Source organism: Rhodoferax sp., assembly GCF_018780565.1.
GTDB lineage: Bacteria > Pseudomonadota > Gammaproteobacteria > Burkholderiales > Burkholderiaceae_C > Rhodoferax.
The window spans coordinates 602,070-625,786 of the sequence record NZ_JADMJN010000003.1 but is presented as its reverse complement, the minus strand read 5'-3'; the positions used below and the strand labels follow the sequence as shown (position 1 = coordinate 625,786).

Here is a 23,717-nt window from a genome sequence, read left to right as displayed (position 1 = left end):
ACCGCCAGCTCAGTGTTCAGGCGTTCAGGCGGAGCCAGTCATGGAGTTCACGCACTGAATGCGCGACGAAGCGGGGATTCAGGACATGGAACGCCTCCGGCTCATGAGCACCGTAACTCACCCCCACGCTGGGGCAGCCAGCGTTCAGGGCCATCTGCAGATCATGTGTGGTGTCGCCAATCATCAGGGTGCGCGCGGGGTCCACACCAAATTCGCGCATCAACTCCTGCAGCATACGGGGATGCGGTTTGCCCGCCGTTTCATCAGCCGTACGGGAACCATCAAACATGCCATGCAATTCCACGGCCTGTAGCGCTTCATCCAGGCCATGGCGACTCTTGCCTGTGGCCACCGTCAGGAAATGCTGGCTCGATTTCAAATCCGCCAGCATCCCCAGGACTCCTTCAAACAGGCTGATGTCGTTCTGGTGCGCAATGTAATGGTGCCGGTAACGCGCACCGAGCTCGGGGTAACGATCTACCGGGACATCGGGCGCAGCATGGGCCAGCGCCTCCATCAGCCCCATGCCAATCACATAGGCTGCGTTGCGGTCGCTCGGCACGGCCCCGCCTACGTCCCGCACGGCGTTCTGGATACAGCGCGTGATGATGACGGTCGAGTCAAACAGCGTGCCATCCCAGTCAAAAGCAATCAGATCGAACTGGCGTGGTCTTGGAGAATCAGGGTGCAGAGGGTGTGGCATGGATCGTGAACGCTTCAAGGTCAGAGGGTAAAGGGGCCAGCAGTTCCAGTCGTTCGCCGCTGGCCGGGTGATTGAACTGCAAGCGCCAGGCATGAAGAAACATGCGCTTGAGGGAAGGCGCGGCCCCCGGCCGAAGCAGCTTCTTGTTCAATTCAAAATCACCGTATTTGTCGTCGCCAGCAATGGGGAAGCCTTCGCTGGCAAGATGCACACGAATCTGATGGGTACGCCCTGTTTTGATCGTAACTTCCAGCAAAGTGAAACCACTCGCCAGAGTGTCCCGGACTTTCACCAATGTGACAGACGGCATGCCGTCCGGGTCATCCCGGGACACGACCTTGACCCGTCGCTCGCCATCGGGCAACAGGTATTTGTGCAAGGGTTTGTCCAACACCTTCTTGTTGGCAGGCCAGCGTCCGACGACCAGCGCCAGATAGGTTTTGCCGGTTTCCCGCTCGCGAAACTGGTCTTGCAGGTGTTTCAAGGCGCTTCTCTTCTTGGCAATCAGCAAAATGCCACTGGTTTCCCGGTCCAGCCGGTGCACCAGTTCCAGAAATTTAGCCTGGGGCCGGGCCATGCGCAATTGCTCGATCACACCGAAACTCACGCCCGATCCGCCGTGGACCGCCACGCCGGCCGGCTTGTCGATGGCCAGCACGTGCTCATCTTCAAACAGAATGGGGAAATCCCGGGCAGGTACGCCTCGCTCACTGGCCTGTGCCATCGCCTCGGCCTTTTCGGCCACCCGCTCTGAGATCCGTACCGGCGGCAGGCGAACCAGATCCCCCGACTCCAACCGGGTATCGGCGGATGCCCGGCCTTTGTTGACCCTGACCTCGCCGCTGCGAATGATCCGGTAAACGTGGGTCTTGGGCACGCCCTTGAGATGGCGCATCAGGAAATTGTCCAGGCGCTGCCCTGCAGAATCTTCATCGACAAGTACGGTTTTGACCTGAGGCAACGGCTGGGCAGGATTGCCCCCTATAATGTGTTTCACTAGCGACGCGCGGTAAGTGGTTGATTTAGCTGGAGTTTAGTCCACCTACCATTCCCGCCCCTGCTAGAAGGTCGATGTCGCCGTTTGTCCACGCATGCAAACCTCAAGCCAAATGCTTGCGGTGGCCTGCAAAATAGACGGTCAAGACGACGCATTGAAACACTGATACGGAATACCCAAAGTTTGCAGACCCAAGGTCTGTGAACGGAATGAAGCGAGATGTTTGTGTTGATGAATCTGATTCAAACTTGCCTGCGGTGCGTATTCGCGCCGTTTTTTGGCACGAATCAATCATCCGCGCCCGCACGACGGGCGCAACCAGCTATTATTTCAATAGCACCCCCACAACCAGACCCCCTCGCTCCCCTCCACGCGCCTACGCCAAGACTTACTGTTTGAGTCTCGGTTCTCCGGCAATTCCTCCTCAATTCAAAGCGTCAGTTCTGGCATCGAACGCTCGTCAAGAGCTGTTTGTTTATTTGAATTGAAGGAACGCTACCCATGAAACGGATGCTGATTAACGCCACGCAGGCTGAAGAACGCCGCCTGGCCATTGTCGACGGACAGAAACTCCTCGACTATGAGATTGAAATTGAAGGGCGCGAACAGCGCAAAGGCAACATCTACAAAGCGGTTGTGACCCGGGTAGAGCCATCACTGGAAGCCTGTTTTGTTGACTACGGTGAGGACCGCCACGGCTTCCTGCCGTTCAAGGAAATCTCCCGCCAGTACTTCCAGCAGGGTGTGGCTGTCAGCCAGGCCCGCATCCAGGATGCCATCCGCGAAGGCCAGGAACTGATGGTTCAGGTTGAGAAGGAAGAGCGTGGCAACAAGGGCGCAGCACTGACCACCTTCATCTCGCTGGCCGGCCGTTATGTGGTGCTGATGCCTAACAACCCGCGTGGTGGTGGCGTATCGCGCCGTATTGAAGGCGATGACCGGGCCGAACTCAAGGAAGCCCTGGACCAGCTGGAATACCCCAATGGTATGAGCATCATTGCGCGTACTGCGGGCATCGGCCGCAGCGCACCCGAGCTGCAATGGGACCTGAACTACCTGCTCAAGCTGTGGAACGCCATTGACGGCGCGGCCAAGGGTGGCAAAGGCGCTTACCTGATTTACCAGGAATCCAGTCTGGTGATCCGCGCTATTCGCGATTACTTCAACCACGACATCGGCGACATCCTGATCGACACCGACGACGTGTACGAGCAGGCCCAGCAGTTCATGGCACACGTCATGCCCGAGCACGCCGCCCGCGTGAAGCGCTACCGCGACGATGCGCCCTTGTTCAGCCGTTTCCAGATCGAGCACCAGATCGAATCGGCCTATGCCCGCACCGTGCAGTTGCCCTCCGGCGGCGCCATCGTGATCGATCACACCGAAGCTTTGGTCTCGGTGGACGTGAACTCGGCCCGCGCCATCAAGGGCAGCGACATCGAGGAAACCGCCACCCGCACCAACCTGGAAGCTGCCGACGAAGTGGCGCGCCAGATGCGTCTGCGCGACTTGGGTGGCCTGATCGTGATCGACTTTATCGACATGGAAGAGTCACGCAACCGCCGTGATGTGGAAAACCGCCTGCGTGATGCGCTGCGTCAGGACCGCGCCCGCGTTCAGTTCGGCACCATCAGCAAATTTGGCCTGATGGAGATGAGCCGCCAGCGCCTGCGCCCGGCTTTGAGCGAGGGTGCATCCATCCCCTGCCCACGTTGCGGCGGCTCTGGCCACATCCGCGATACCGAATCCAGTGCGCTGCAAATTCTGCGCATCATTCAGGAAGAGTCCCTCAAGGACAGCACGGCCTCCGTCCTGTGCCAGGTGCCGGTTGAAGTGGCATCGTTCCTGCTCAATGAAAAGCGTTCGGAAATCTCCAAGATTGAGCTCAAACAGCGTATCAACGTGCTTCTGGTGCCCAACAAAACACTGGAAACACCGAACTACAAGCTCGAACGCCTCAAGCACGACGATCCTCGCCTGGACAACATTGAAGCCAGCTACAAGATGGCCGAGGAAATGGAAGACCCGACATCGGTGACACGTCGCTCGCAAGAACCGACCAACAAGCAGACCCCGATCATCAAGGGTGTGCTGCCCGATGCACCGGCACCTGTGGCGCCTCCGAAACCAGAGCCGGTCAAATCCGTCGCGGCACCGCGTCCGGTAGCCGCTCCCGTAGCAGCGCCTGCTGCTGCCGAAAAAGGCTTCTTCGGCTGGATCAAGCAACTTTTTGCGCCCACACCGGCACCTGTACCCGCCGCACAGCCCAAACCAGCGGTAGATGCTGGCAAGGACGAGAAACGCGATGGCCGCCCGTCACGGGACGGTGTCCGCCGTAACGAGCCGCGTGGTGAAGGCCGGGGCGAGGGTCGCGAAGACGGTCGCGGCGGCCGTGGTGGACGTGGCGAAGGCCGTGGCCGTGGTGGTCGTGGTGGCGAAGGCCGTGGCCGCGGTGAACGCCCGGCACAGGGTCAGCGCGAGCGTTTTGACGCCGAGGGCAAACCAGTTGCCATGGACGCAAGCGTTGGCGCGACCGGTTCGGGTCAGGAGATGCCCAGGACCGAACAGGGACAGCAAGACCGCCCGCCTCGCAATGCCGAGCGCAGCGAACGCAATGGCCGAGGCGGCCGCGGTCGTGGTGAGCGTACCGAACAAGGCGAGCGCACGGCACCCGCTGAGCGCGGTGAGCCCCAGGCTGAAGGACGCGGTGAGCGTCGGCCAGAGCGCAATCGTCGTCCAGACGAAGGTACCCGCACCGATGTCACGAACCGGGATGCAGCCGTCGCGGATGCAAACCAGGCCCATGCCGTCGGCACGGTGAGCGATGCGGACGGATCGGCACCACGTACGGAGAACGCGGAGACCCGCGAACGACGCCCACGCCGCGATCGTGGACCCCGCGGCGATCGCGGTGATCGCAGCGAGCAAGGTGATCGGCCAGAGCGTCAGGAACGCCCGGTGCAGGAACGTGAAGTTACGCAAGATGAAGCCGGTGTAGAACCTCGCCGGTCTTACTTCACGACCGGCACTGAAGCGCCTGCCGTGGCTGCCCCAGTCGTGGTTGCGTCCGGGGTGCAGCCGGCACCGGCAGCGCCGGCAGTTGCTGTCATCGCGGAACCAGCCGCACCTGTCGCCGCGCCCAAGCCAGTTCAGGCGTCCGCACCTGCGCCGGTTGCGGTCGCTACGGGCATGCCCAAGCTGCAGTCATTTGTTCTGCCTATGGACGAGTTGTTCAAAGTGGCTGAGCAGTCGGGCCTGAGCTGGGTGAATTCGGACGCTGCGAAAGTTGCTGCGGTCCAGGCCGCCATTGCAGCTGAGCCCCAGGCCATTCACGTGCCACGCGAACGGCCCGAGCCGGTCAGGATGGACGAGGGTCCCTTGATTCTGGTTGAGACCAAACGTGATCTGCGCAATATGACGCTGCCGTTCGAGGCACCGCAGTAAGCAGGGACCGACATGCCTTGAATGGCATGCACAAAAAAGGGCACGTGAAGTGCCCTTTTTTTTCAGTTGCAATCGACGATCAGAAGATGTCGACACCGCCGACCTTGGGCAGCTCTCCGAAGAACCCGCGACGAACCAGACCCAGGTGGCTGCAAACCTTGTTGCGACCACTGCGCTGTGCAAAGTCGACTGCACGCTCGGTTTTCTCAAGTGCACTGCTAGGGGAATCATCCGCCATCACGCTGGTAAACCCGCAACTGACTGTCACGCGGCCTACTTGCGGAAAATTGAATTTTTCAACATTGACGCGAAACCGCTCGAATGCAGCCAAGACCAGCGCTTCGTCGGGGCAGTGCATCAGCACACCAAAGTGCTCGCCACCAAAGCGATAAATGCGGTCGTAGGTGCGAAAGGTGTTGTTCATCACACGGGCCACCAGCAAAAGTACTTCTTCCGCAATCAGGTGACCGTACTTGTCGTTGAGCACACCAAAGTTATCGATGGTCGCAGAACCAAGCCAGTAATTGGCCGGGACACGGTGGCGACGTTCGGCATCGGAGCCTCTGGGTTTGCCCGCAATCTTCGGCTCACCCGTGATGCCGTCAAGCTCTTCGAGAACCGCGCTGTAGAAGGCGTCGTCCAGCGATTTGCGGTTGAGCAAACCGGTCAGCGCATCACGATCGCTGTATTCCAGCAAAGAGTACATATTGCGGTAAATACGACGCAACTGCTCTATCGTCAAAAGTTCATCGTCGGTCAGTTGTGCGTCCGAGTGGACCTCAATCACGCCTTCATCATCCTTGCGGGAATCAGAAAACAGGGGCAGCATATTGATGCGTGGCCCGTCTTCTCCAGCCCAGGCAATTTCTACCATCTCACGGCGCTGAAGACACTTCAAGCGATCAGGCGCATCGTCCATTTTGGGCAGGGTGTGAAAATCCACGCGCATGGGGTCAACCACTTTGCCACCGCCCTTGGCGTCGAGTCGGGCGACTTCCAGCCATCGCTGCTCGCCCTCCTCACTCATGACCCGTGCAATAACGATGCGCTGGATGGGCAGCAGGTCGATCAAGGCCTTGGACAGCGTGAGTTCCAGCAAATCCCGGTCACGGTGGTCGGTGAGCTTGAGAATGTGTTCGATCAGAGTACTCATATGTTGCGCATAATAGCCCTGAATTTCGAACGAGTCACGCTTTTGCAGCCTTCGCCGCGCTTTGCCAGGCCAGCATCGAGGCGGCAACATCTCCACGTTGCTCGGCCAGTTCGGCCAGCGCCACCCAGGCATTTCGCTCCAGCACGGCGTCCGGCAATCTTGGCAGTGACTGCTTCAACAATTGCTGTGCTTTGCCCCAAAGTTGCAGGCGCATACAGGTAATACCGGCGAGGTACTGCAAGGCCGAGTCTCCGGGGTTACTGAGCTGTGCCTGCTCGATACGGGTCAGCCATGCCGCATCGGACGGGCTGGACACCAGGGGGAAGCAGCTTTCCAGCGTCCGAATGAGATTGACGCGCTGTGCATCCGTCAAGGCACCCCGCTGTGTCACCATGTGCTCCCAGACGGGCAACAGCCAGGCACGCGCCAAGTCCACATCGCCGCCGAGCTTGAGCATTCTCTGAGCCGCTTGAACGGCCACCTCGGGCATCACCCGCTCGGCCATATCCAGTTGATGCCATACCGACTGCAACTGGTCAGGATCATGCGCGGTCAACACCAGCTCCAATGCCAGGCCGCGCACAATACCCTGTGCGGCCACCTCGGAAAACGCACGATGCTTGGCCAGGAGGCGCGCCGTTTCCAGTGCCGGCCCTGTTTGGCGCGCCATGCGTGCGGCCTTCAGGCGCAAGCGCAAGGCAATGGTGCGCCTTGCCGCCCCTTGGGGAAGGTCATCAAGCCATTGAAGCGAGGCTTGGGCATCGCGGTCCTCCAGGGCCCAGCGGGCTGCCCGCAATTGCACGCCTTCGCGGGTTTCCTGGGCGTCACGTCGCGAGGCTTGTTCCAGTGCCTGACGAAAATGCGTCTCACGCGCCGTCTTGTCCTGCAATGCCTGGGCACTTTCAGCCGCCACCAGATGTGACAAGGCCCGCAAACGTCCCGAATAGGCCAGGGTTTCCCCGCTGCGAGTCATGGCGGTCTCGCGGGCCAGCACCACCTCGGCAGCCTTCCTGGCGCGAATAAATCGCCCTGCCACCAAATGGGAGAGTGCGTCCAGCAAGGCAACGTGCATGGCTCGCTCCTGGTGCTGAATACGCCAGCGCCGTGCGTGACCCGGCATGGCAAACAAGGCCGCCAGGGCGCGCAAGGCCACATGCAGGGTCAGAAACAACACGGCCAGCAGCAGGAGCACCAGATTCAGCGAGATGTCCACCCGGTGGGGCGGCCAGAAGACGGTGATCGTGCCCTGGTTATTTCCGGCAAAAAGAGCGATGGCAACCGCAATGCCGAACAAGCCCAAAAACCACAGTGCAGCCCGCATGCCTATCTCCCTGCGGCCGCGGTGGCAAGCGCCGCAAGGGTTTCATCAACCCGGGGCAATTGCAGCGTCTTCATTTGACCCTGCACCAACAACAGCAGGTTCGCCGCGGTCTGGGTCTTGCGCGACGATGTATCGAAATATTTGCCAAGCAGCATGGAAGCGGCGGCCAGATCTGCCCGGGACGATTCCAGTTGCCGGGACAGCAGCCCCAAACGGGCATTGAGCAGCTTGAGCTTCAGGTTTTCCCGCATGAAGAAAGACTGCTCGGGTGACAACAGGGCCGCCTCAGGTTGCTCAATACGGCTGACCCGCAACAAACCGCGCATTTCCTCACGCAAAACCTGCAAACCCCGCTGCCACCAGACGGGTACGACTTCTGGTCCGGCGCGTTTGACGGAGGCCATGGCGGTCGCCGACGGCACCGCATTGGCAATCGGCAGTTCATCCGCCAAGTTCACAAGCTCATCGAGTTTCACCAACAAGCCCGGCGTGTCACTGACCGCCGTCGACTTGATGCGATCAATGTCACGTCCGATGGCCCGCTGCAAGGGTGTCAACCGGGGTTGCGCCGCTCTGGCCACCCGCTGATCGGCGCTTTTGAGTGCGGCCAGCAAGGGTTCGACGCTACCGGTGAGCTGGGCCTGCTGTTGCGCCAGCCGAATGGCCGACTCGATATCGACCACCAGATTTTCGTCCCGTGAGCGCGACAGGCTCTGCATCAACTCTTCAAGCTGGGTTCGCTGCAGCGCAACCTCGCTCAAACGCGCCTCTGACACGGCAAGCCGGGCTGCAGTCTCTCGTGCCAGCTCCTGGGCTTGCTTGGCCACGGTCCGGGCCTCTACCGACTGCATACCCGCCTCGGCACTCTGACGAGCCAGTTGCTCCTGAATCGAAGATAGCTTTTGCCACAAAAACCCGCTGGACAACAGGGCGACAACGGAGACAGCCAACAAACCCGTGATGACCCGACGATCGATGGTCACAGAACCGGGTGTGGCGGCCTCGCTGCCCATTGTCTCAGGCGCCGCAGGCGCCACCGGGGGCAAATCCACGCCCGTTCGGTCGGATGTGTGAGCGTCGGGATCAGAGTTCATGGCACGATTCTAAAGTGTTGGGCATCGAACCTGTCAGCGCTTCAGACCGATGGCGAGCCTGAAAGACGGAGCGCGTTCACCAGCTCATTGAGCGTCGGGCGGGACTCCACGACCACGCCGAAACCGGCCGCCCTGGCTGCAGCCGCAATGCGCGGGTGGGTTGCCAGCGCACGTGCCCGGCCCCAGCTTTGATCGGGTAGCCAGGCGGTGAGATGGCCCAACGCTTCGGTGCTGCTGAAGAGCCATACCGAACCATCGGTGGCCGCGTCCACAGCCAGCTGCCTCTCCAATTCAGTGAACGCGGGGGCACTGCGCTGGTAGGCCACCACAAAATCAGCCTGGGCACCCGCTTGCGACAACCGGTTGGCAAACCACTCCCGCCCGCTGCCCTGGCCCGAACTGCCCACCGCGTCGCCGCCGCGCACGATCAGCACCCGGTCCCCGGGTCGCACCTGCGTTTGCACAACCTGCCACAAGGCTTCGGAATCAAACTGCCCCACATCCAGCGGCGGGACATCCATGCAATCAGGCGTGACGCCTGCCCGCGACAAAGCCCTGGCGGTGCCGGGCCCCGTAGCCCACGCTCTTGTTTTTATAGCGTTATGCGCTTTGGCAACGAGGGACAGCGGTGGTTTTGACGCAAAAAAATGCTCAACGGCATTGCCACTGACGAACATCACACCCACATAGTCATCCAGATGCTGCCATGCCTGAACGAGAGGCCAGGGATCATCCACCGGCCCCACGCTGATCAAGGGCAAAGCCACCGCCTCCAAGCCCTGCGCCGCCAGATCCAGCACCCATCGATGCGCTTCCCGCGCCGGACGGGTCACGATGACTCGCATGATCAGGGTGTGCCCTGGGACTCACCCGACAGCAAAACCGATCCGCCCTTGGCCACAACCCCGGCACGCAGGCTGGCCGCAGCACGCTCGCCCAGTGCGGTGGCACCTGCCAGATCGGTCACGCGCGCCCTGGCTTGAACACACACCAGCTCCAGCACCCCTTCGGGGTCACCCCAGGCTGCGTCGATGTGCAATATGTCGCCGTCCAGTCGGGCAAACGCGGCCAGCGGCATGGAACAACTTCCGCCCATCGCCCGGCTCACCGCCCTCTCGGCCGCAACAGCCAGCCAGGTGGTTTGATGCGCAAGAGGCGCCAAGGCATCCATGACGTCCTGCCTGTGGGTGCACACTTCAATGCCCAGCGCGCCCTGACCGGCTGCAGGCAACATCACGGCAGGCTCAAAAATCTCGCGAATGCGCTCACCCAGCCCCAGTCGCTTCAAGCCGGCTGCGGCCAGAACAATGGCGTCGTACAGACCGTCATCCAGCTTGCGAAGGCGCGTGTCCAGGTTGCCGCGCAAGGGCTCGATCTTCAGGTCCGGGCGGCGGGCGCGCAGCAGCGCCATGCGCCGCAGGCTGGAGGTACCCACCACGGAACCCTGGGGCAGGCTTTCCAGTGTGTCAAAGCGGTTGGACACCAAGGCATCGCGCGGGTCTTCCCGCTCCATCACGCAGGCCAGGCTGAAGCCTTCCGGCAACTCCATGGGTACGTCTTTGAGCGAGTGCACGGCCAGATCGGCCCGTCCCTCTTCGAGCGCTACTTCGAGTTCCTTGACAAACAGGCCCTTGCCACCGACCTTGCTCAGGGAACGGTCCAGAATCTGGTCGCCCTTGGTGGTCATACCCAGCAGGCTCACCTGATGCCCCAAACGCTGCAGCAGGGCCTGAACGTGCTCGGCCTGCCACATGGCCAAGCGGCTTTCTCGTGTTGCGATCGTGATTGTCAAATTGCTCATACGCTGGGGCTCAAGGCCGTAACCTGTTTGTAATCTTGGGGTAGCCGGGAATGCTAGCATGACCACGGTTGCCACCATGCGGGCAACACCCTTCGAAGAACACCATGAACAATCCTCAAAAAACTGCCGCGTCGACAGGGCGCACCAAAGACAATGAACGCCCGCTGGTGGAAGACATTCGCCTGTTGGGCCGGATTTTGGGCGATGTGATTCGCGAGCAGGAAGGGCTGGCCGCGTTCGAGCTGATCGAACAGATTCGCAAACTGTCGGTGGCCTTTCGGCGCGATGCCGATCATGAGGCGGACAAAGCGCTGAAGAAGCTGCTCAAGGGTCTGAGCGGCGACCAGACGGTGAGCGTGATTCGGGCTTTCACCTTTTTCAGTCATTTGGCCAACCTGGCGGAAGATCGACACCACATCCGCCGCCGGGCCATCCACGAGCGTGCGGGCGACACCCAGGAAGGCAGTATTGAAGTGGCCCTGGCCCGCCTGCGCTGGGCGGGAATAGCGCCCAAGACAATAGCCAACACGCTCGCCAACAGCTTTGTGTCGCCAGTGCTCACCGCGCACCCGACCGAAGTCCAACGCAAAAGCATTCTGGATGCAGAGCGCGATATCGCCCAGTTGCTCAGCGCGCGAGACGACATCAAGGTCAAGGCGGCGTCGCTCAACGCCAACAAGGACGCTCTGACACCCCGCGAACTGGCCGCCAACGAAGAGCAGATGCTTGCCCGCGTGATGCAACTGTGGCAGACCCGACTGCTGCGCTTCACCAAACTCACCGTGGCCGACGAGGTGGAAAACGCCTTGAGCTACTACGAGGCGACATTCCTGCGTGAAATCCCGAAGCTGTATGCCGATCTGGAACGTGAATTGGGCCAGCACCCGGTGCACAGCTTTTTGCGCATGGGGCAATGGATTGGCGGCGACCGTGACGGCAACCCCAATGTGAACGCGCAAACCCTGATGCACGCCCTGAGCCGCCAGGCCGATGTGGCACTGCGCCACTACCTGACGGAAGTGCACTACCTGGGCGGCGAACTCTCGCTCTCGGCCATGCTGGTGGACTTTCCTGCCGACATGCAGGCGCTTGCGGAACGATCGCCCGACACCAACGAGCACCGCAAGGACGAGCCCTATCGGCGTGCCCTGATTGGCATCTATGCACGACTGGCCTCGGCACTCAAGGACCTGACCGGCGGAGAGGCTGCACGCCATGCGGTGGCCCCGCAAAATGCGTACAAATCGGCGGAAGAGTTTCTGGCCGACCTGCGCACCATCGAAACATCCTTGCTGGCCCAGCATGGTGCGGTGCTGGCCGCGCAACGCCTGCACCCGCTGATTCGGGCGGTAGAGGTATTTGGCTTTCATCTGGCAACCGTGGATTTGCGCCAGAGCTCGGACAAGCATGAAGAAGTGGTGGCCGAGCTGCTGGCGATGGCGCGCATTGAGACGGACTACGCCAAGCTCGATGAGCAGGCCAAGCGCGATCTGCTGTTGCGCCTGCTGAGCGATGCGCGACCCTTGCGCGTGATGGGTGCCGACTACTCGGCCCATGCCCGCAGTGAGCTGGCCATTTTCGAGACCGCCAAGGAGATGCGTGAACGCTTTGGTGCGCAGGCGATACGCCACTACATCATCAGCCACACCGAGACGGTCAGCGATTTGCTGGAAGTGTTGCTGCTGCAAAAAGAAGTGGGGCTGATGCGCAGCACACTGGATGCCCAGGCCACCTGCGACCTGATCGTGGTGCCCTTGTTCGAAACCATCGAAGACCTGCGCAATGCCGCACCCATCATGCGCGAGTTCTATGCCCTGCCAGGCATCGCCCAACTGGTGCGACGCAGCGGCGCAGAACAGGACATCATGCTGGGCTATTCCGACAGCAACAAGGACGGCGGTATTTTCACCAGCAACTGGGAGCTGTACCGGGCCGAGATTGCCCTGGTGGAGCTGTTTGACCAGCTCGCCCTTGAAACCAAGGGAGCGCGCGCCATCCAGCTGCGCATGTTCCACGGCCGCGGTGGCACGGTGGGCCGTGGCGGTGGCCCCAGCTACCAGGCCATTCTGGCGCAGCCCCCCGGCACGGTGCGCGGCCAGATCCGCCTGACCGAGCAGGGAGAAGTCATCGGCTCCAAATACGCCAACCCCGAGATTGGCCGGCGCAACCTGGAAACACTGGTGGCCGCGACGCTGGAAGCCACCCTGTTGCAACCCACCAAGCCGGCCACCAGGCCGTTCCTGCAAGCCGCAGCCGAGCTGTCCAGCACCAGCATGGCGGCTTATCGAAAACTGGTGTACGAAACACCCGGATTCACCGAGTACTTCTTTGACTCGACACCAATCCGTGAAATCGCCGAACTCAACATCGGCTCACGCCCGGCCTCACGCAAAGCTTCTCAAAAAATCGAGGACCTGCGCGCCATTCCCTGGGGTTTCAGCTGGGGCCAGTGCCGCCTGACGCTGCCAGGCTGGTATGGTTTTGGCTCGGCCATCGAGCTGTTCCTGAACCAGGACGCCAGTCCGGCGCGCAAAGATACGCACAAGGAAAGACTGGCGCTGTTGCAACAGATGTACCGACAATGGCCATTCTTCAAGACACTGCTCTCCAACATGGACATGGTGATGGCCAAGAGCGACCTGGCGCTGGCCGCCCGCTATGCAGAACTGGTGACCGATGCCCGCCTGCGCAAGAAAATCTTCATGGCAATTGAGGCTGAATGGCACCGCACCGCTGGTGCGCTGGGCATGATCACCGGTGACAAACAGCGCCTGGCCAACAACGCCGCGCTGCAACGCTCCATGCGCCATCGCTTCCCCTACATCGACCCCTTGCATCACCTGCAAGTCGAACTGGTTCGCCGCTACCGCGCCGGACAAAGCGACGAGCGCGTCAAGCGCGGCATTCACATTTCCATCAACGGGATTGCAGCCGGCTTGAGAAACACCGGCTGACCCGGAAGGATCAAACCGCCGGACGGTAGGTGCACTTGTCGCCGATGGAGCCTCGCTCCACGGTGACAGCCGACAAGCCCGGGATCCGTGGCGCCAGGTCGCGCCAGATGTATGCGCACAGGTTTTCCAGTGTGGCCGGACCCAGGCCGGGCACTTCGTCCAGGAAATGATGGTCCAGCTTGGCGCGCAAGGTTTCGACTTCGCGCCGGACAAAGCCCAGGTCCATCACCATGCCGGAATTACCGACCCGCTCACCTTTGACAAACACCTCGGCATGGTAGGTGTGCCCATGCACCCGGCGGCTGCCCTCGGTCTCAATCTCGCGTTTGAGCGTATGCGCGGCATCAAAGAAAAAGCGCTGGCTGATCTCGAACATCACCGGATCCCGATGATTTTGTGCGACTGCACACCAAGGCGCCATTGAGGGTGTTTCTGGCAATAGTCAATCGTCCGGGCCGTGTTGTCAGCACGCAGTACGCTGTCCATGGGCTGCAGGAAAAAATGATCAAACGCCAGCTTCTCAAACCGGGCCGGGTCCACCCCTGCCTGGGGGTACACCAGCTTGATTTCATTGCCGCCTTGAATGACCAGCTCGGCATCGCTCTTGGGGCTGACGCATAGCCAGTCCAGCCCCGGCGGCGGGGCCACCGTGCCATTCGTCTCGACGGCAATGAAAAAGCCGCGCGCATGCAAAGCCTGAATCAGTGGCTCATCGACCTGCAACAAAGGCTCCCCCCCGGTCAGCACCACCATGCGATGCAATTCGCCGACAGGCTCCCAGGCTTTGACCACGGCCTCGGCCAATGCCTCAGCAGAGGTGAACTTGCCGCCACCCGTGCCATCCGTCCCGACAAAATCGGTATCGCAAAACTGGCACACTGCACCGGCGCGGTCTTCCTCCCGGCCACTCCAGAGGTTGCAGCCGGCAAAACGGCAAAACACCGCCGCCTTGCCGGACTGGGCACCTTCACCTTGGAGCGTATAAAAAATCTCTTTGACCGAGTAAGTCATGACTTGCCTTGAAAATTCCCTAACCGCTGATTTTCGCAGGATCGGCGAAAGCTCGGAAATGGGCTACCCGGCAATAAGCTCGCGCACGGCCGCCAGCTGCCGCCGCGACACAAACAGCAACTCATCAATGCCATTGAGTCGCACCGCCCAGCCTTCGCCCTCTTCGGCATCAAAGTGTTTCTCCAAGGAGCGCACCGCACGGCGTGCTATCAAGGCATTGCGGTGAATGCGCATGAACTGACTCTTGTATTTTTCTTCCAGTTCACTCAGGGAACCATCGAGGATGTAGCTTTTGTCCCTGGTACGCACCGTGATGTACTTGAGTTCGGCCTTCAGGTACAAGACCTGCAGCAAAGGGACCCGCTCGGTCCGGCCCCGGTCCTGGATGATCAGGACTTCCTCCATGGAATTCGCCTCTGGCCCTCGTTCCGATTGCCTTGATCGCTCCACTTTTTGTAGCGTTGTCTGCAAACGCTCCAGACGCACCGGCTTGGTCAGGTAGTCCAGCGCCTCCAGCTCGAAGGCCTGCACGGCGTGCTCGGCATGCGCCGTCACAAACACGATGGCAGGCGGACTGGGCAGCGCACGCAGGGTTCGCGCCAAAGTCAGGCCGTCGGCGCCGGGCATGTGAATATCAATCAAGGCCACATCGGCCTGATGCCGCTGCAGCCACTCGACCGCCTGGGCGGCATTGGCGGCTTCTGCCTCCACGCAAGCGCTGGGCGTAGTGCAATCCCCCAGTAGGGTCCGCAAACGCGAACGTGCCAGCGCCTCGTCATCCACAATCAACACCCTCAGCACGGCTCACCTCCGCTGAAAACTGCCCCAATCCTCATGTCGGCACCTCGATCCGAACCTGAAACACCCCGCCCTTGAAACTGGTCTGAAACTGGCCCTGCACATCGTGCAGGAGGCTCAATCGATCGCGCACATTGTCCAGCGCCAAACCGCTGCCACGCGGCCCCTGGCCCGCCGGCACCGTGTTGATCACCTTGATGACAACCCGCGAGCCGCGGCGCTGCGTGGAAATACGCACCTGGGCACCGCTGGCACTGGGCTCGACACCGTGCCTGACCGCGTTTTCCACCAGCGGCTGCAAAAGCAAGGGGGGCAAGCGGGCTGCAGATGCTGCGGGGTCGAGGTCCCATTTGATCTGGAGCCGATCGCCAAAGCGCACCTGCTCAATATCCAGATAGCGGTGCGCCAGACTGATTTCATCGGCCAGCGTCACAAACTCGCCCCGATCCATGAGAGCATGGCGAAACAAATCGCTCAAGTCTTCCAGTAAGGCCTCGGCCTTGGCGGGCTCAGCGCGAACCAGTGCAATCGCACTGTTGAGCGTGTTGAACAAAAAATGGGGGCGGATCCGGGACTGCAATTCAGTCAGGCGTGCCGCCGTGGCGGCCGGCGTTCGCCCCTTGGCGCGCAACACCAGTGCCGCCACCAGCGCAGCCGCCAGCAAAGCCCCACTGAAAGCGCAGGCCAGCCAGGGCGCCGGGTCCACCAGACCCGCCATCCACAGCACGCCGCAGCCATACAAGCCCGCCACAGCGCCCAGGGCTACTCCAGCCACCTGCTGGGTGACGGCGCCCAGGCGCGCCAGCACCGTCTTGAGCATGCAGGCCAGGATCAGCCACACCAGGGCTGCCGGCAGGGCGCCACCCGTGAGCAAGGCCAGACGCGTCAACCAGTCCAAAACCGTGGCGGCCCCATACATAGCCCCCACGCCCACCACCAGCTCAACAAACAGTACCGTGCGTAACACCACCCCCACATGGCAGGCGTCGAACACCAGCACCCTTGCAGGCGCGGGCGTCGGCGGCTCTGAGGCCGGATCCTGGAAGATCGATAAAATTTGGGAGTCTTGCATTAATAATCGGGATTAGCGTTCCATTATTGATGATCTGCTGCCAGAAGCCCTGGCCATAACCTCAACCCTTTGCACGGCCATCGCAGGCCGTCGGCCAATTTCATGTCACACAACCAATTCGACAAAAAATCAGAAGCCTGGTCCGCCTTATTCTCCGAGCCCATGAGCGATTTGGTCAAGCGCTACACCTCCAGTGTGTTTTTTGACAAGCGGCTGTGGCAGGCCGACATCACGGGCTCGCTGGCCCACGCCGACATGCTGGCGGCTCAAAAGATCATTACGGCCGAAGACCATGCGGCGATTCAACAGGGCATGAGCACCATTGCAGCGGAAATCGAAGCCGGCACCTTTGAGTGGAAGCTAGACCTCGAAGACGTGCACCTGAACATCGAAGCGCGACTGACGCAGTTGGTGGGTATTGCCGGCAAACGCCTGCACACCGGCCGCTCGCGCAACGATCAGGTCGCTACCGACGTGCGGCTGTGGCTGCGCGACGAAATCGACCTGATTGGCGGTCTGTTGATCGACCTGCAAAAGTCATTGATTGAGGTGGCCGAGAAGAACGTCGAGGTGATCCTGCCGGGCTTCACCCACCTGCAGGTGGCGCAGCCCATCAGCTTTGGCCACCATATGCTGGCCTACGTAGAAATGTTCAGCCGCGATGCTGAGCGCATGGCCGACGTGCGCCGACGCACCAACCGTCTGCCGCTGGGCGCGGCGGCACTGGCCGGCACCAGCTATCCGCTGGACCGCGAACGCGTCGCCAAAACCCTGGGCATGGTGGATGACAAGGGCCATCCGCAGGTGTGCCAGAACAGCCTGGACGCCGTGAGCGACCGCGACTTCGCCATCGAATTCACCGCCGCCGCATCCCTGTGCATGGTGCACATCAGCCGCTTCAGCGAAGAGCTGATCTTGTGGATGAGCCAGAACTTCGGTTTCATCCAGATTGCGGACCGCTTCACCACGGGCAGTTCCATCATGCCGCAGAAGAAAAACCCCGATGTGCCCGAGCTGGCGCGTGGCAAGACCGGCCGCGTGGTCGGCCACCTGATGGGCCTGATCACCCTGATGAAAGGCCAGCCCCTGGCCTACAACAAAGATAACCAGGAAGACAAGGAACCGCTGTTTGACACCGTGGACACCCTGAAGGACACGCTGCGCATCTTCAGCGAGATGGTCGGCGGCCAACTCAACCCTGCCACCGGCGTGAAGGAAGGCGGCATCAGCGTCAAACCCGAAGCCATGGAGCGCGCCGCCCTCAAAGGCTATGCCACGGCGACCGATCTGGCCGACTACCTGGTCAAGAAGGGTCTGCCCTTCCGCGATGCGCATGAGACCGTCGCCCACGCGGTGAAAGCCGCCATCTCGCATCAGGTTGACTTGTCCGAGTTGCCGCTGGCGGTTTTGCAGGGATTCAACCCCAGCATCGAAAAGGATGTCTACGACGTGCTGAGCCTGCGGGGTTCATTGAATGCACGTGACATTCTGGGTGGCACGGCGCCCCGGCAAGTGCTGACACAAATTGCGCGGCATCGGGCACGGCTGGCCTGAGGCGGTAGACGCACGCCTGTCACAAGCCTGACCGCACGTTCTCGACGACAGGCGCCTCCCGCCCCACAGTCCACGACACCTTGCGGTAACCGCTGCCGCCCAGGTGCTCGTCGACCACGACAATGCCGCAGTCGTTCAGATAGTCCAGCACCCACTCTGCATTTTTGGCACCCACGTGCGTTGTAGAGAACATCTGCGGAAACATATTGCCCCCGCCATACACATAGGCATGGCAGCGTCCCGGGGGAATGCCCACCCCGATCAAGCGGTCAAACATGTCCTGCATCGCGACTTCGCCAAAGGCGGTATTGCCCGCATTGGCCGCATTGGGCCGCCCCACATGCACGATGTGACACATGGCTCCAACCGTACGCCGGGGGTCCGTCAGGATGACACTGACGCATGATCCCAACAAGGTTTTAAGCTGATCACCGGCCAGTCCCAAGGCCACATCACCGGGCATCAGTTCAATGGGCACAACCTTCTGCCCTGACATCAGGGGTGGGGTTTTGCGACGTTCGGTGACCATGGGAGTTACGCCAAGGAACCATTGACAAATTGCGTCAGGCGTTTGCCCAGCTTCTCGCAGGCCGGGACGTCCAGCAAAAAGGCCAGATACCCGTTCACTCCGCGGGTACTCAACTGAAAATCAATCATCAGGGCCAGCAAAGGTGCGGACTCAACAGATCCGGAGTTGCTATTTGCGTCCTGGCTAAAAATGCCATCGGGTCTGAGCACACTCACCGTGGGCAAGGAGCCCTCCAGTGGCAAATTCAAGGTCGACGAAAGATTGGAAATGACAGCATTCAGGACGATGTTCCCAATCTCTGCCATGGCGTCTTGCGCCATCCCGGCGAGCTGCTCTGCCGGCAAATCACCACCCACTATCAGACGCACCAGTTCAAGACTGTTGTCTTCAGGAAACATCAAAATTGCATCGGTACTGAATTCACCGCTGTAGGTTTGCCGAATGGCGCACAACGGTCGTTGCTCTTGAGCCTGGTAATGTCTGATGGCAGCTTGCTGGCTGGTCAATTCGACCACGGGGACCGACAAGGGCACATGTTCTCCCCCCATCTGGTACAAGGCATCGGCTGCCATGCCAACACCGACATTGAAAATTTCGGTGAGCGCATCCAGCTCCAACTCACCCAGTTCAGTCATAGGGGAGCAAGCAAGTAGTCCAGCGCCTGCTGCAAGGAGGCTTCGGTGGCGGGCTTGGCCACAAAATGGAGCCGCAGCGAAGCCGCGGCCTGGCGGCTACCCTCCTGAATGTTGGCAGTCAGTATGACCACGCGAATTTTGGGGCTGCGCATCAGCATGAGTTGGGCGGTTTCAAAACCACTCATGCCCGGCATGTTGACATCCATGGTCACAAAATCGGGCTGATCTTTGGCGGCCATCACCAGAGCTTCATCGCCAGCGGCTGCCTCCTGAATAGTCCATTGCGGGCAGTGAGACGTAAAGAAAGCACGAATCCGCATTCGCGACACTTTGCTGTCATCAACAATCAACAACTTGCGCACCATCAGCGCTTCATCTTGGGACATTGGATCTCCTTTCTTGCTAAGGTTCAGAAAATACTATGTTGGGTCACATACCGTCAAGGATGAACACAGTGCGTCTGGCCGATTGCTTGCTGATGGTGAGAACCTCCTGGTATTCATCAGACTGATAGAAACGTTCAGCGTCCTCCCTGGTCGGAAATCGGACCAGCACCATACGGGTCGGCGCCCACAAGTCGCTTTCCTTGAGGGAGACCTTGCCGCCACGCGCCAGGTACTCACCGCCATATTTTTCGACCAGCGGCTTGGCCCGCGCCTTATAGCCCTCGTACAGCTCGGGATCGGTGAGCTCGGAATCAACCACCAGATAGGCAGCCATAGTTTCTCCAATTCGATCAGGTAAAAAAATTTGAATCAGATTAACACTGCCTTGGACAAAGTCCAAATTTCGGGCTGATGAAGTGGTTCGCAGACTGTCTTAATTATTGCAACTGCAATTGTTGCATATACAATATAAATACAAACACACCGAAAAGGAACAGCTGCATGAACCCCGTCCAAAGCCTGCAAGGAACGCATCAGGGGCTGCACGTCACATGGCCAATATGAAGACCAACGCAGCAGCGGCTCCGACCTCCACGGCCATGGCCGCGCGGACCCGCGACCTGCTGCATGCACCGCTGCTTGGCATGTTGTGGCGTCTGGCCACGCCCAACATCATGGGCTTGTTCGCCATGACCATCGTCATCGGCTACGACGGATTCATCCTGGGGCGCCTGGGAGCCGATGCGCTGGCCGGAGTGGCCCTGGTATTTCCGCTCTCGATGCTGATGCTTCAGATGTCGGCCGGTGGCATCGGTGGCGCGGTATCAGCGGCTGTGGCGCGCGCGCTGGGAAGTGGCAATGGCAACGAAGCCAATCGCCTGGCTCAGCAGGCGATTCTGATCGCCTGTGCCCTGGCTGCGTTGTTCACGGTGCTGATGCTCGGGTTCGGGCGCAACATCTATACGCTCATGGGCGGCAAGGCGGCGACGCTCAGTGCCGCCATGGCCTATTCCAACGTGTTCTTTGGCGGCGTGCTGGCAATATGGCTGACCAATGTACTGGCAGGCATTGTGCGCGGCTCAGGCAACATGCTCCTGCCGTCCATGATGCTGATGGCGGCCGCAGGCGCCCACGTGTTGTTGAGTCCGCTGCTGGTGTTTGGCTGGGGACCTTGGGCTGGCCTGGGCGTGGCCGGTGCGGCCCTGAGCAGCGTGTGCACCAATATGCTTGCCGCCATAGCCCTGGCCGTCCACTTGATTCGGGCCAGGGGTCCGGTGCAGCTGCAAAGCGCAGGGTGGCGACCACAGGCCAGGCTGCTGCGCACCATCATGCGTGTGGGTGCGCCGGCCTCGCTGAGTCCTTTGCTGAGCAACGGCTCCATTGCCGTCGCCACGGCATTGATCGGCAGCTACGGCACTTCAGCCCTGGCCGGCTTTGGCATAGCGGCACGGCTTGAATTCATCATGATCCCCATCGCATTTGGCTTCGGTACCGCGTTGACAACACTGGTTGCCACCAACATGGGGGCGGGACAGCACAAGCGCGCATTGCAGGCAACCTGGACCGGTAGCCTCGTGGTTGCAGCCATCACTGGCGGCATCGGCCTGACAGCGGCGATTGAGCCCGCCTTGTGGATGAACCACTTCAGTAGCGACCTCGCCGTGCGGGCCCTGGGTGCTGACTACCTGCATGTGGTGGGGACCTGCTATGGGCTATTCGGTCTTGGCCTGGCGCTGTTTTTTGCCTCGCAGGGCGCGGGCCGGATGTTCTGGCCCATTGCGGCAAGTGTCTCCCGGATCGTGGTGGTTGCACTCGGCGGCTGGATTGTCGTGCACGTGCTGCATCTGCCTGTAGGCGGACTGTTCTTCGTCATCGCCACAGGCTTTGCCGTGTATGCCCTGATGATTGCCGGCTCCATCGGGCTGGGCAGCTGGGCACGGCAGTCGCCATAAGACGCCTCCGCAGCCTGGAGCCACTGCGGCGAGCTACAGGACCGGGTTCTCAGCCGCCCATCGTGGCATTCGGAAAGAAGGGGAGATTGCGCACTCGTTGACCACACAGCCTGAACACCGCGTTGGCCAGTGCGGGAGCCACTGTAGGAACCCCCAACTCGCCCACACCCCCGATGAGTTTCGTACTGTCGCTCGTTGCTGGGTTCGGGATGAGCGCAACACTGACTTGCGGCATTTCCTTCAGGCGCATCATCCGGTTGGAATTGAAGTTGCGTCGCTGGGCAACACCACCGACAAACGTTTGCTGACCATACAGTGCAGCATTCAATCCGTGTACCACGCCCCCCGCCAATTGGGCTTCCACATTGCCGGGATTCACAGTCATGTAGGCATCCAGCACCACGGAGACACGCTTGACGGTGAACGACGTTGCACTGGTCCCGGAAACCTCCACCACCGCAGCACAAATGCTGTTGAATGCCGCACCAATGGCAATGCCTTTCGCGGTGCCGGTGGTTCCGGTGCTGCCCCAGTTGCTCAAGGTGGCCGCCCGCTCCAGCACAGCCAGCCAGCGTGCGTCGCCACTGAGCTTGGAACGGCGAAACTGCACAGGATCCATGCCGCACGCCGCAGCCAACTCATCCATCATTGACTCTACCGCAAAGGTGTTGATGGATGCGCCCACCGAGCGCCAGTAACCCACAGGAATTGGCGACGGACAATTGACCCACTCCGTCAAACGGCTGCCGAACGTGTAGGGCAAACCCTGCGAAGCTTCATAACCTTGACTGTCGCCCGCAGCCGTCAGCACGGTACCGCGCTGGGCCCGGATCGATGGCGACACATTGCGGTAAGTCCAGGCCGCCACATTGCCAATGGCATCCACTGCGGCCCGGGAACGAACCACGGCCATGGGTCGATACTGGTCGTGGGTAAAGTCTTCCTCCCGAGGCCAGACCAGTTGAACGGGCCTCTTCAGGGCCATCGCAAGCTGGACAGCCTGGCTGATGAAATCAATCTCCAGCTTGCGCCCCAGCCCCCCGCCGAGCATCGTCGTGTGGAAAGCCACTTTGTCTGCCGTGAGACCCGTTAATTGCAACACCCGCGTCAATGCGGCATTGGCCACTTGCGTCGGCGCATAAATGGTGCAGCGCACATCCGGCACATAGTCCACCGTGCAATTGAGAACCTCCATGCAGGCATGCGATACGTAGGGAAAAACATAGGTGGCATCTATCACTTTGCGACCGGACACAACCGTGGCCAGCGCAGCCTTGGCGTCGCCCATGTTCTCAATTGTGTAAAGCGTGCCCGCAGGGTTCACTGCCCCAGCCACAAAGGGCGTTGCATTGATGGCCAACGCTTGCGCATCCGCGACAAACTGCGCGCTATTCCAGTTGGCAGCCGCGGCAGGCACGTTCCATTTCACGCTCAAACCACGCGCGGCACGCATGGCATCCCACGTTGTCGCAGCCACAACGGCTACAGCGTTCACATTGCCCGCAGCGTCCGCCCCTCGGCCAAGCCCTGCGCCAACATTGATCGGAACAACAGCCAAGGCACCGGCAGGCACGCCTGGCGTGACTGCCAGGGTTCCACCGAAGCTTGGGCTGTGCTTGATGACAGCAAACAACATGCCGGGCAGGCGGATGTCGATGCCGTACTTCGCACTTCCGTCCACCTTGAGAGGAATATCCAGACGCGGCAGAGATTTGCCAATTGCCTTCAATTGGGAATCGGGCACCAAAGGTGCCGACATGGGTGGCTTCAGCAATGCCGCATCCGCAGCAACCGCGCCGTAGGCCAGAGTTTGACCGGAGTTGTGCATGATCACACCATTGCTCACGGTGAAGTTGCTTCGATTGCTGTCCTGGAGTCGGGCCATGGCGGCCATGACCAAGGTCTCCCGGGCAATGGCTGCGGCATTACGGAACTTCCAGTAGTTGTTGCGAATGACGCTGGAGCCACCAGCTACGATCGCCGTGCCGATCGCCGACGACGCGAGATTGGGCTCACCTTGCACAATGGCAATCCGGCTGAAATCCACCATCAGATCTTCCGAGAGAATCTGCGCCAAACTTGAACTTGAGCCCTGCCCCATTTCGCAGGGTCCCACGGTCAATGTGATGCTGTTGTCTGTACCGACGTTCAGCCAGCTATTGACCGTATTGCCTGTGGCTGCGTTTGCGCTTCCAGACGGGGTCAGACCAACCATGGCAAAGCCAATCGTCAGGCCACTGGCCGTGGTTGCACCGAGAAATGTGCGACGCTTCATGTTGAGTTGAGTATTCATGGGGCTCTCTATGCGTTGCG

20 protein-coding genes are annotated in these 23,717 nt (G+C 60.6%); 4 read left to right on the top strand and 16 right to left on the bottom strand.

Translation table 11 applies throughout. From position 1 onward, the window contains the following. Window positions 1-16 precede the first annotated feature (16 nt). Window positions 17-703: an HAD-IA family hydrolase gene (locus tag IV109_RS06820; RefSeq protein WP_296694114.1), complete on the bottom strand. Its 687-nt coding sequence runs from the start codon at window positions 701-703 to the stop codon at window positions 17-19. Next, window positions 681-1,700, bottom strand: a complete 1,020-nt coding sequence (locus tag IV109_RS06815) for an RluA family pseudouridine synthase (RefSeq protein WP_296694111.1) — start codon at window positions 1,698-1,700, stop codon at window positions 681-683. The genes IV109_RS06820 and IV109_RS06815 overlap by 23 nt, the downstream gene beginning before the upstream one ends. 501 nt (window positions 1,701-2,201) lie before the next feature. Between IV109_RS06815 and IV109_RS06810 the strand changes: the two genes are divergently transcribed. Continuing rightward, window positions 2,202-5,144, top strand: coding sequence for an Rne/Rng family ribonuclease (locus IV109_RS06810; protein ID WP_296694109.1), 2,943 nt, complete (start codon window positions 2,202-2,204; stop codon window positions 5,142-5,144). Between the two features lie 79 nt (window positions 5,145-5,223). Here the strand turns inward: IV109_RS06810 and IV109_RS06805 are convergent, their stop codons facing one another. From IV109_RS06805 to hemC, 5 genes are all read right to left on the bottom strand, one after another. After that, window positions 5,224-6,297 carry a GGDEF domain-containing protein gene (locus tag IV109_RS06805; RefSeq protein ID WP_296694107.1) on the bottom strand — a complete coding sequence of 358 codons (1,074 nt, stop codon included), beginning with the start codon at window positions 6,295-6,297 and terminating at the stop codon, window positions 5,224-5,226. A 34-nt stretch (window positions 6,298-6,331) separates the two neighbouring features. Continuing rightward, on the bottom strand, window positions 6,332-7,618 hold the full coding sequence (locus tag IV109_RS06800; RefSeq protein WP_296694104.1) for a heme biosynthesis HemY N-terminal domain-containing protein: 1,287 nt from the start codon (window positions 7,616-7,618) through the stop codon (window positions 6,332-6,334). A 2-nt stretch (window positions 7,619-7,620) separates the two neighbouring features. Next, on the bottom strand, window positions 7,621-8,631 hold the full coding sequence (locus tag IV109_RS06795; protein WP_296694317.1) for a uroporphyrinogen-III C-methyltransferase: 1,011 nt from the start codon (window positions 8,629-8,631) through the stop codon (window positions 7,621-7,623). A gap of 122 nt (window positions 8,632-8,753) precedes the next feature. Continuing rightward, window positions 8,754-9,557: a uroporphyrinogen-III synthase gene (locus tag IV109_RS06790; protein ID WP_296694102.1), complete on the bottom strand. Its 804-nt coding sequence runs from the start codon at window positions 9,555-9,557 to the stop codon at window positions 8,754-8,756. Window positions 9,558-9,559: 2 nt separating this feature from the next. Next, window positions 9,560-10,513, bottom strand: coding sequence for a hydroxymethylbilane synthase (gene hemC / locus IV109_RS06785; protein ID WP_296694099.1), 954 nt, complete (start codon window positions 10,511-10,513; stop codon window positions 9,560-9,562). Window positions 10,514-10,617: 104 nt separating this feature from the next. Between hemC and ppc the strand changes: the two genes are divergently transcribed. Then, the gene (gene ppc / locus IV109_RS06780; protein ID WP_296694097.1) at window positions 10,618-13,467 is read left to right on the top strand and encodes a phosphoenolpyruvate carboxylase; all 2,850 of its coding nucleotides are present in this window, start codon (window positions 10,618-10,620) and stop codon (window positions 13,465-13,467) included. A gap of 10 nt (window positions 13,468-13,477) precedes the next feature. On the opposite strand, the gene IV109_RS06775 is transcribed toward ppc, so the two are convergent. From IV109_RS06775 to IV109_RS06760, 4 genes are all read right to left on the bottom strand, one after another. Beyond that, a complete protein-coding gene (locus IV109_RS06775) occupies window positions 13,478-13,846 on the bottom strand; it encodes a 6-carboxytetrahydropterin synthase (protein WP_296694096.1) in 369 nt (122 codons plus the stop codon). After that, window positions 13,843-14,478: a 7-carboxy-7-deazaguanine synthase gene (gene queE / locus IV109_RS06770; protein ID WP_296694093.1), complete on the bottom strand. Its 636-nt coding sequence runs from the start codon at window positions 14,476-14,478 to the stop codon at window positions 13,843-13,845. The genes IV109_RS06775 and queE overlap by 4 nt, the downstream gene beginning before the upstream one ends. 63 nt (window positions 14,479-14,541) lie before the next feature. Next, window positions 14,542-15,276 (bottom strand): LytTR family DNA-binding domain-containing protein, encoded by a 735-nt coding sequence (locus tag IV109_RS06765; RefSeq protein WP_296694314.1) that lies wholly within the window; start codon window positions 15,274-15,276, stop codon window positions 14,542-14,544. 34 nt (window positions 15,277-15,310) lie between these two features. Then, window positions 15,311-16,348 (bottom strand): histidine kinase, encoded by a 1,038-nt coding sequence (locus IV109_RS06760; protein WP_296694089.1) that lies wholly within the window; start codon window positions 16,346-16,348, stop codon window positions 15,311-15,313. Between the two features lie 102 nt (window positions 16,349-16,450). Between IV109_RS06760 and argH the strand changes: the two genes are divergently transcribed. After that, window positions 16,451-17,902 (top strand): argininosuccinate lyase, encoded by a 1,452-nt coding sequence (gene argH, locus IV109_RS06755; RefSeq protein ID WP_296694088.1) that lies wholly within the window; start codon window positions 16,451-16,453, stop codon window positions 17,900-17,902. A gap of 19 nt (window positions 17,903-17,921) precedes the next feature. Here argH and IV109_RS06750 read toward each other — a convergent pair whose 3' ends face one another. Genes IV109_RS06750 through IV109_RS06735 form a run of 4 tightly spaced genes read right to left on the bottom strand, consistent with a single transcriptional unit; the run spans window position 17,922 to window position 19,786 of the window. After that, window positions 17,922-18,431, bottom strand: a complete 510-nt coding sequence (locus IV109_RS06750) for a chemotaxis protein CheD (RefSeq protein WP_296694085.1) — start codon at window positions 18,429-18,431, stop codon at window positions 17,922-17,924. 5 nt (window positions 18,432-18,436) lie between these two features. Beyond that, window positions 18,437-19,066, bottom strand: a complete 630-nt coding sequence (locus IV109_RS06745) for a chemotaxis protein CheC (protein WP_296694083.1) — start codon at window positions 19,064-19,066, stop codon at window positions 18,437-18,439. Beyond that, a complete protein-coding gene (locus tag IV109_RS06740) occupies window positions 19,063-19,452 on the bottom strand; it encodes a response regulator (RefSeq protein ID WP_296694081.1) in 390 nt (129 codons plus the stop codon). The genes IV109_RS06745 and IV109_RS06740 overlap by 4 nt, the downstream gene beginning before the upstream one ends. A 43-nt stretch (window positions 19,453-19,495) precedes the next feature. Continuing rightward, a complete protein-coding gene (locus tag IV109_RS06735; RefSeq protein WP_296694078.1) occupies window positions 19,496-19,786 on the bottom strand; it encodes a DUF1330 domain-containing protein in 291 nt (96 codons plus the stop codon). 217 nt (window positions 19,787-20,003) lie between these two features. On the opposite strand from IV109_RS06735, the gene IV109_RS06730 reads away from it, so the two are divergent. After that, window positions 20,004-21,404: an MATE family efflux transporter gene (locus IV109_RS06730; RefSeq protein WP_296694076.1), complete on the top strand. Its 1,401-nt coding sequence runs from the start codon at window positions 20,004-20,006 to the stop codon at window positions 21,402-21,404. A gap of 49 nt (window positions 21,405-21,453) precedes the next feature. Here IV109_RS06730 and IV109_RS06725 read toward each other — a convergent pair whose 3' ends face one another. Then, window positions 21,454-23,697 carry a molybdopterin cofactor-binding domain-containing protein gene (locus tag IV109_RS06725; protein WP_296694072.1) on the bottom strand — a complete coding sequence of 748 codons (2,244 nt, stop codon included), beginning with the start codon at window positions 23,695-23,697 and terminating at the stop codon, window positions 21,454-21,456. Window positions 23,698-23,717: the final 20 nt, after the last annotated feature.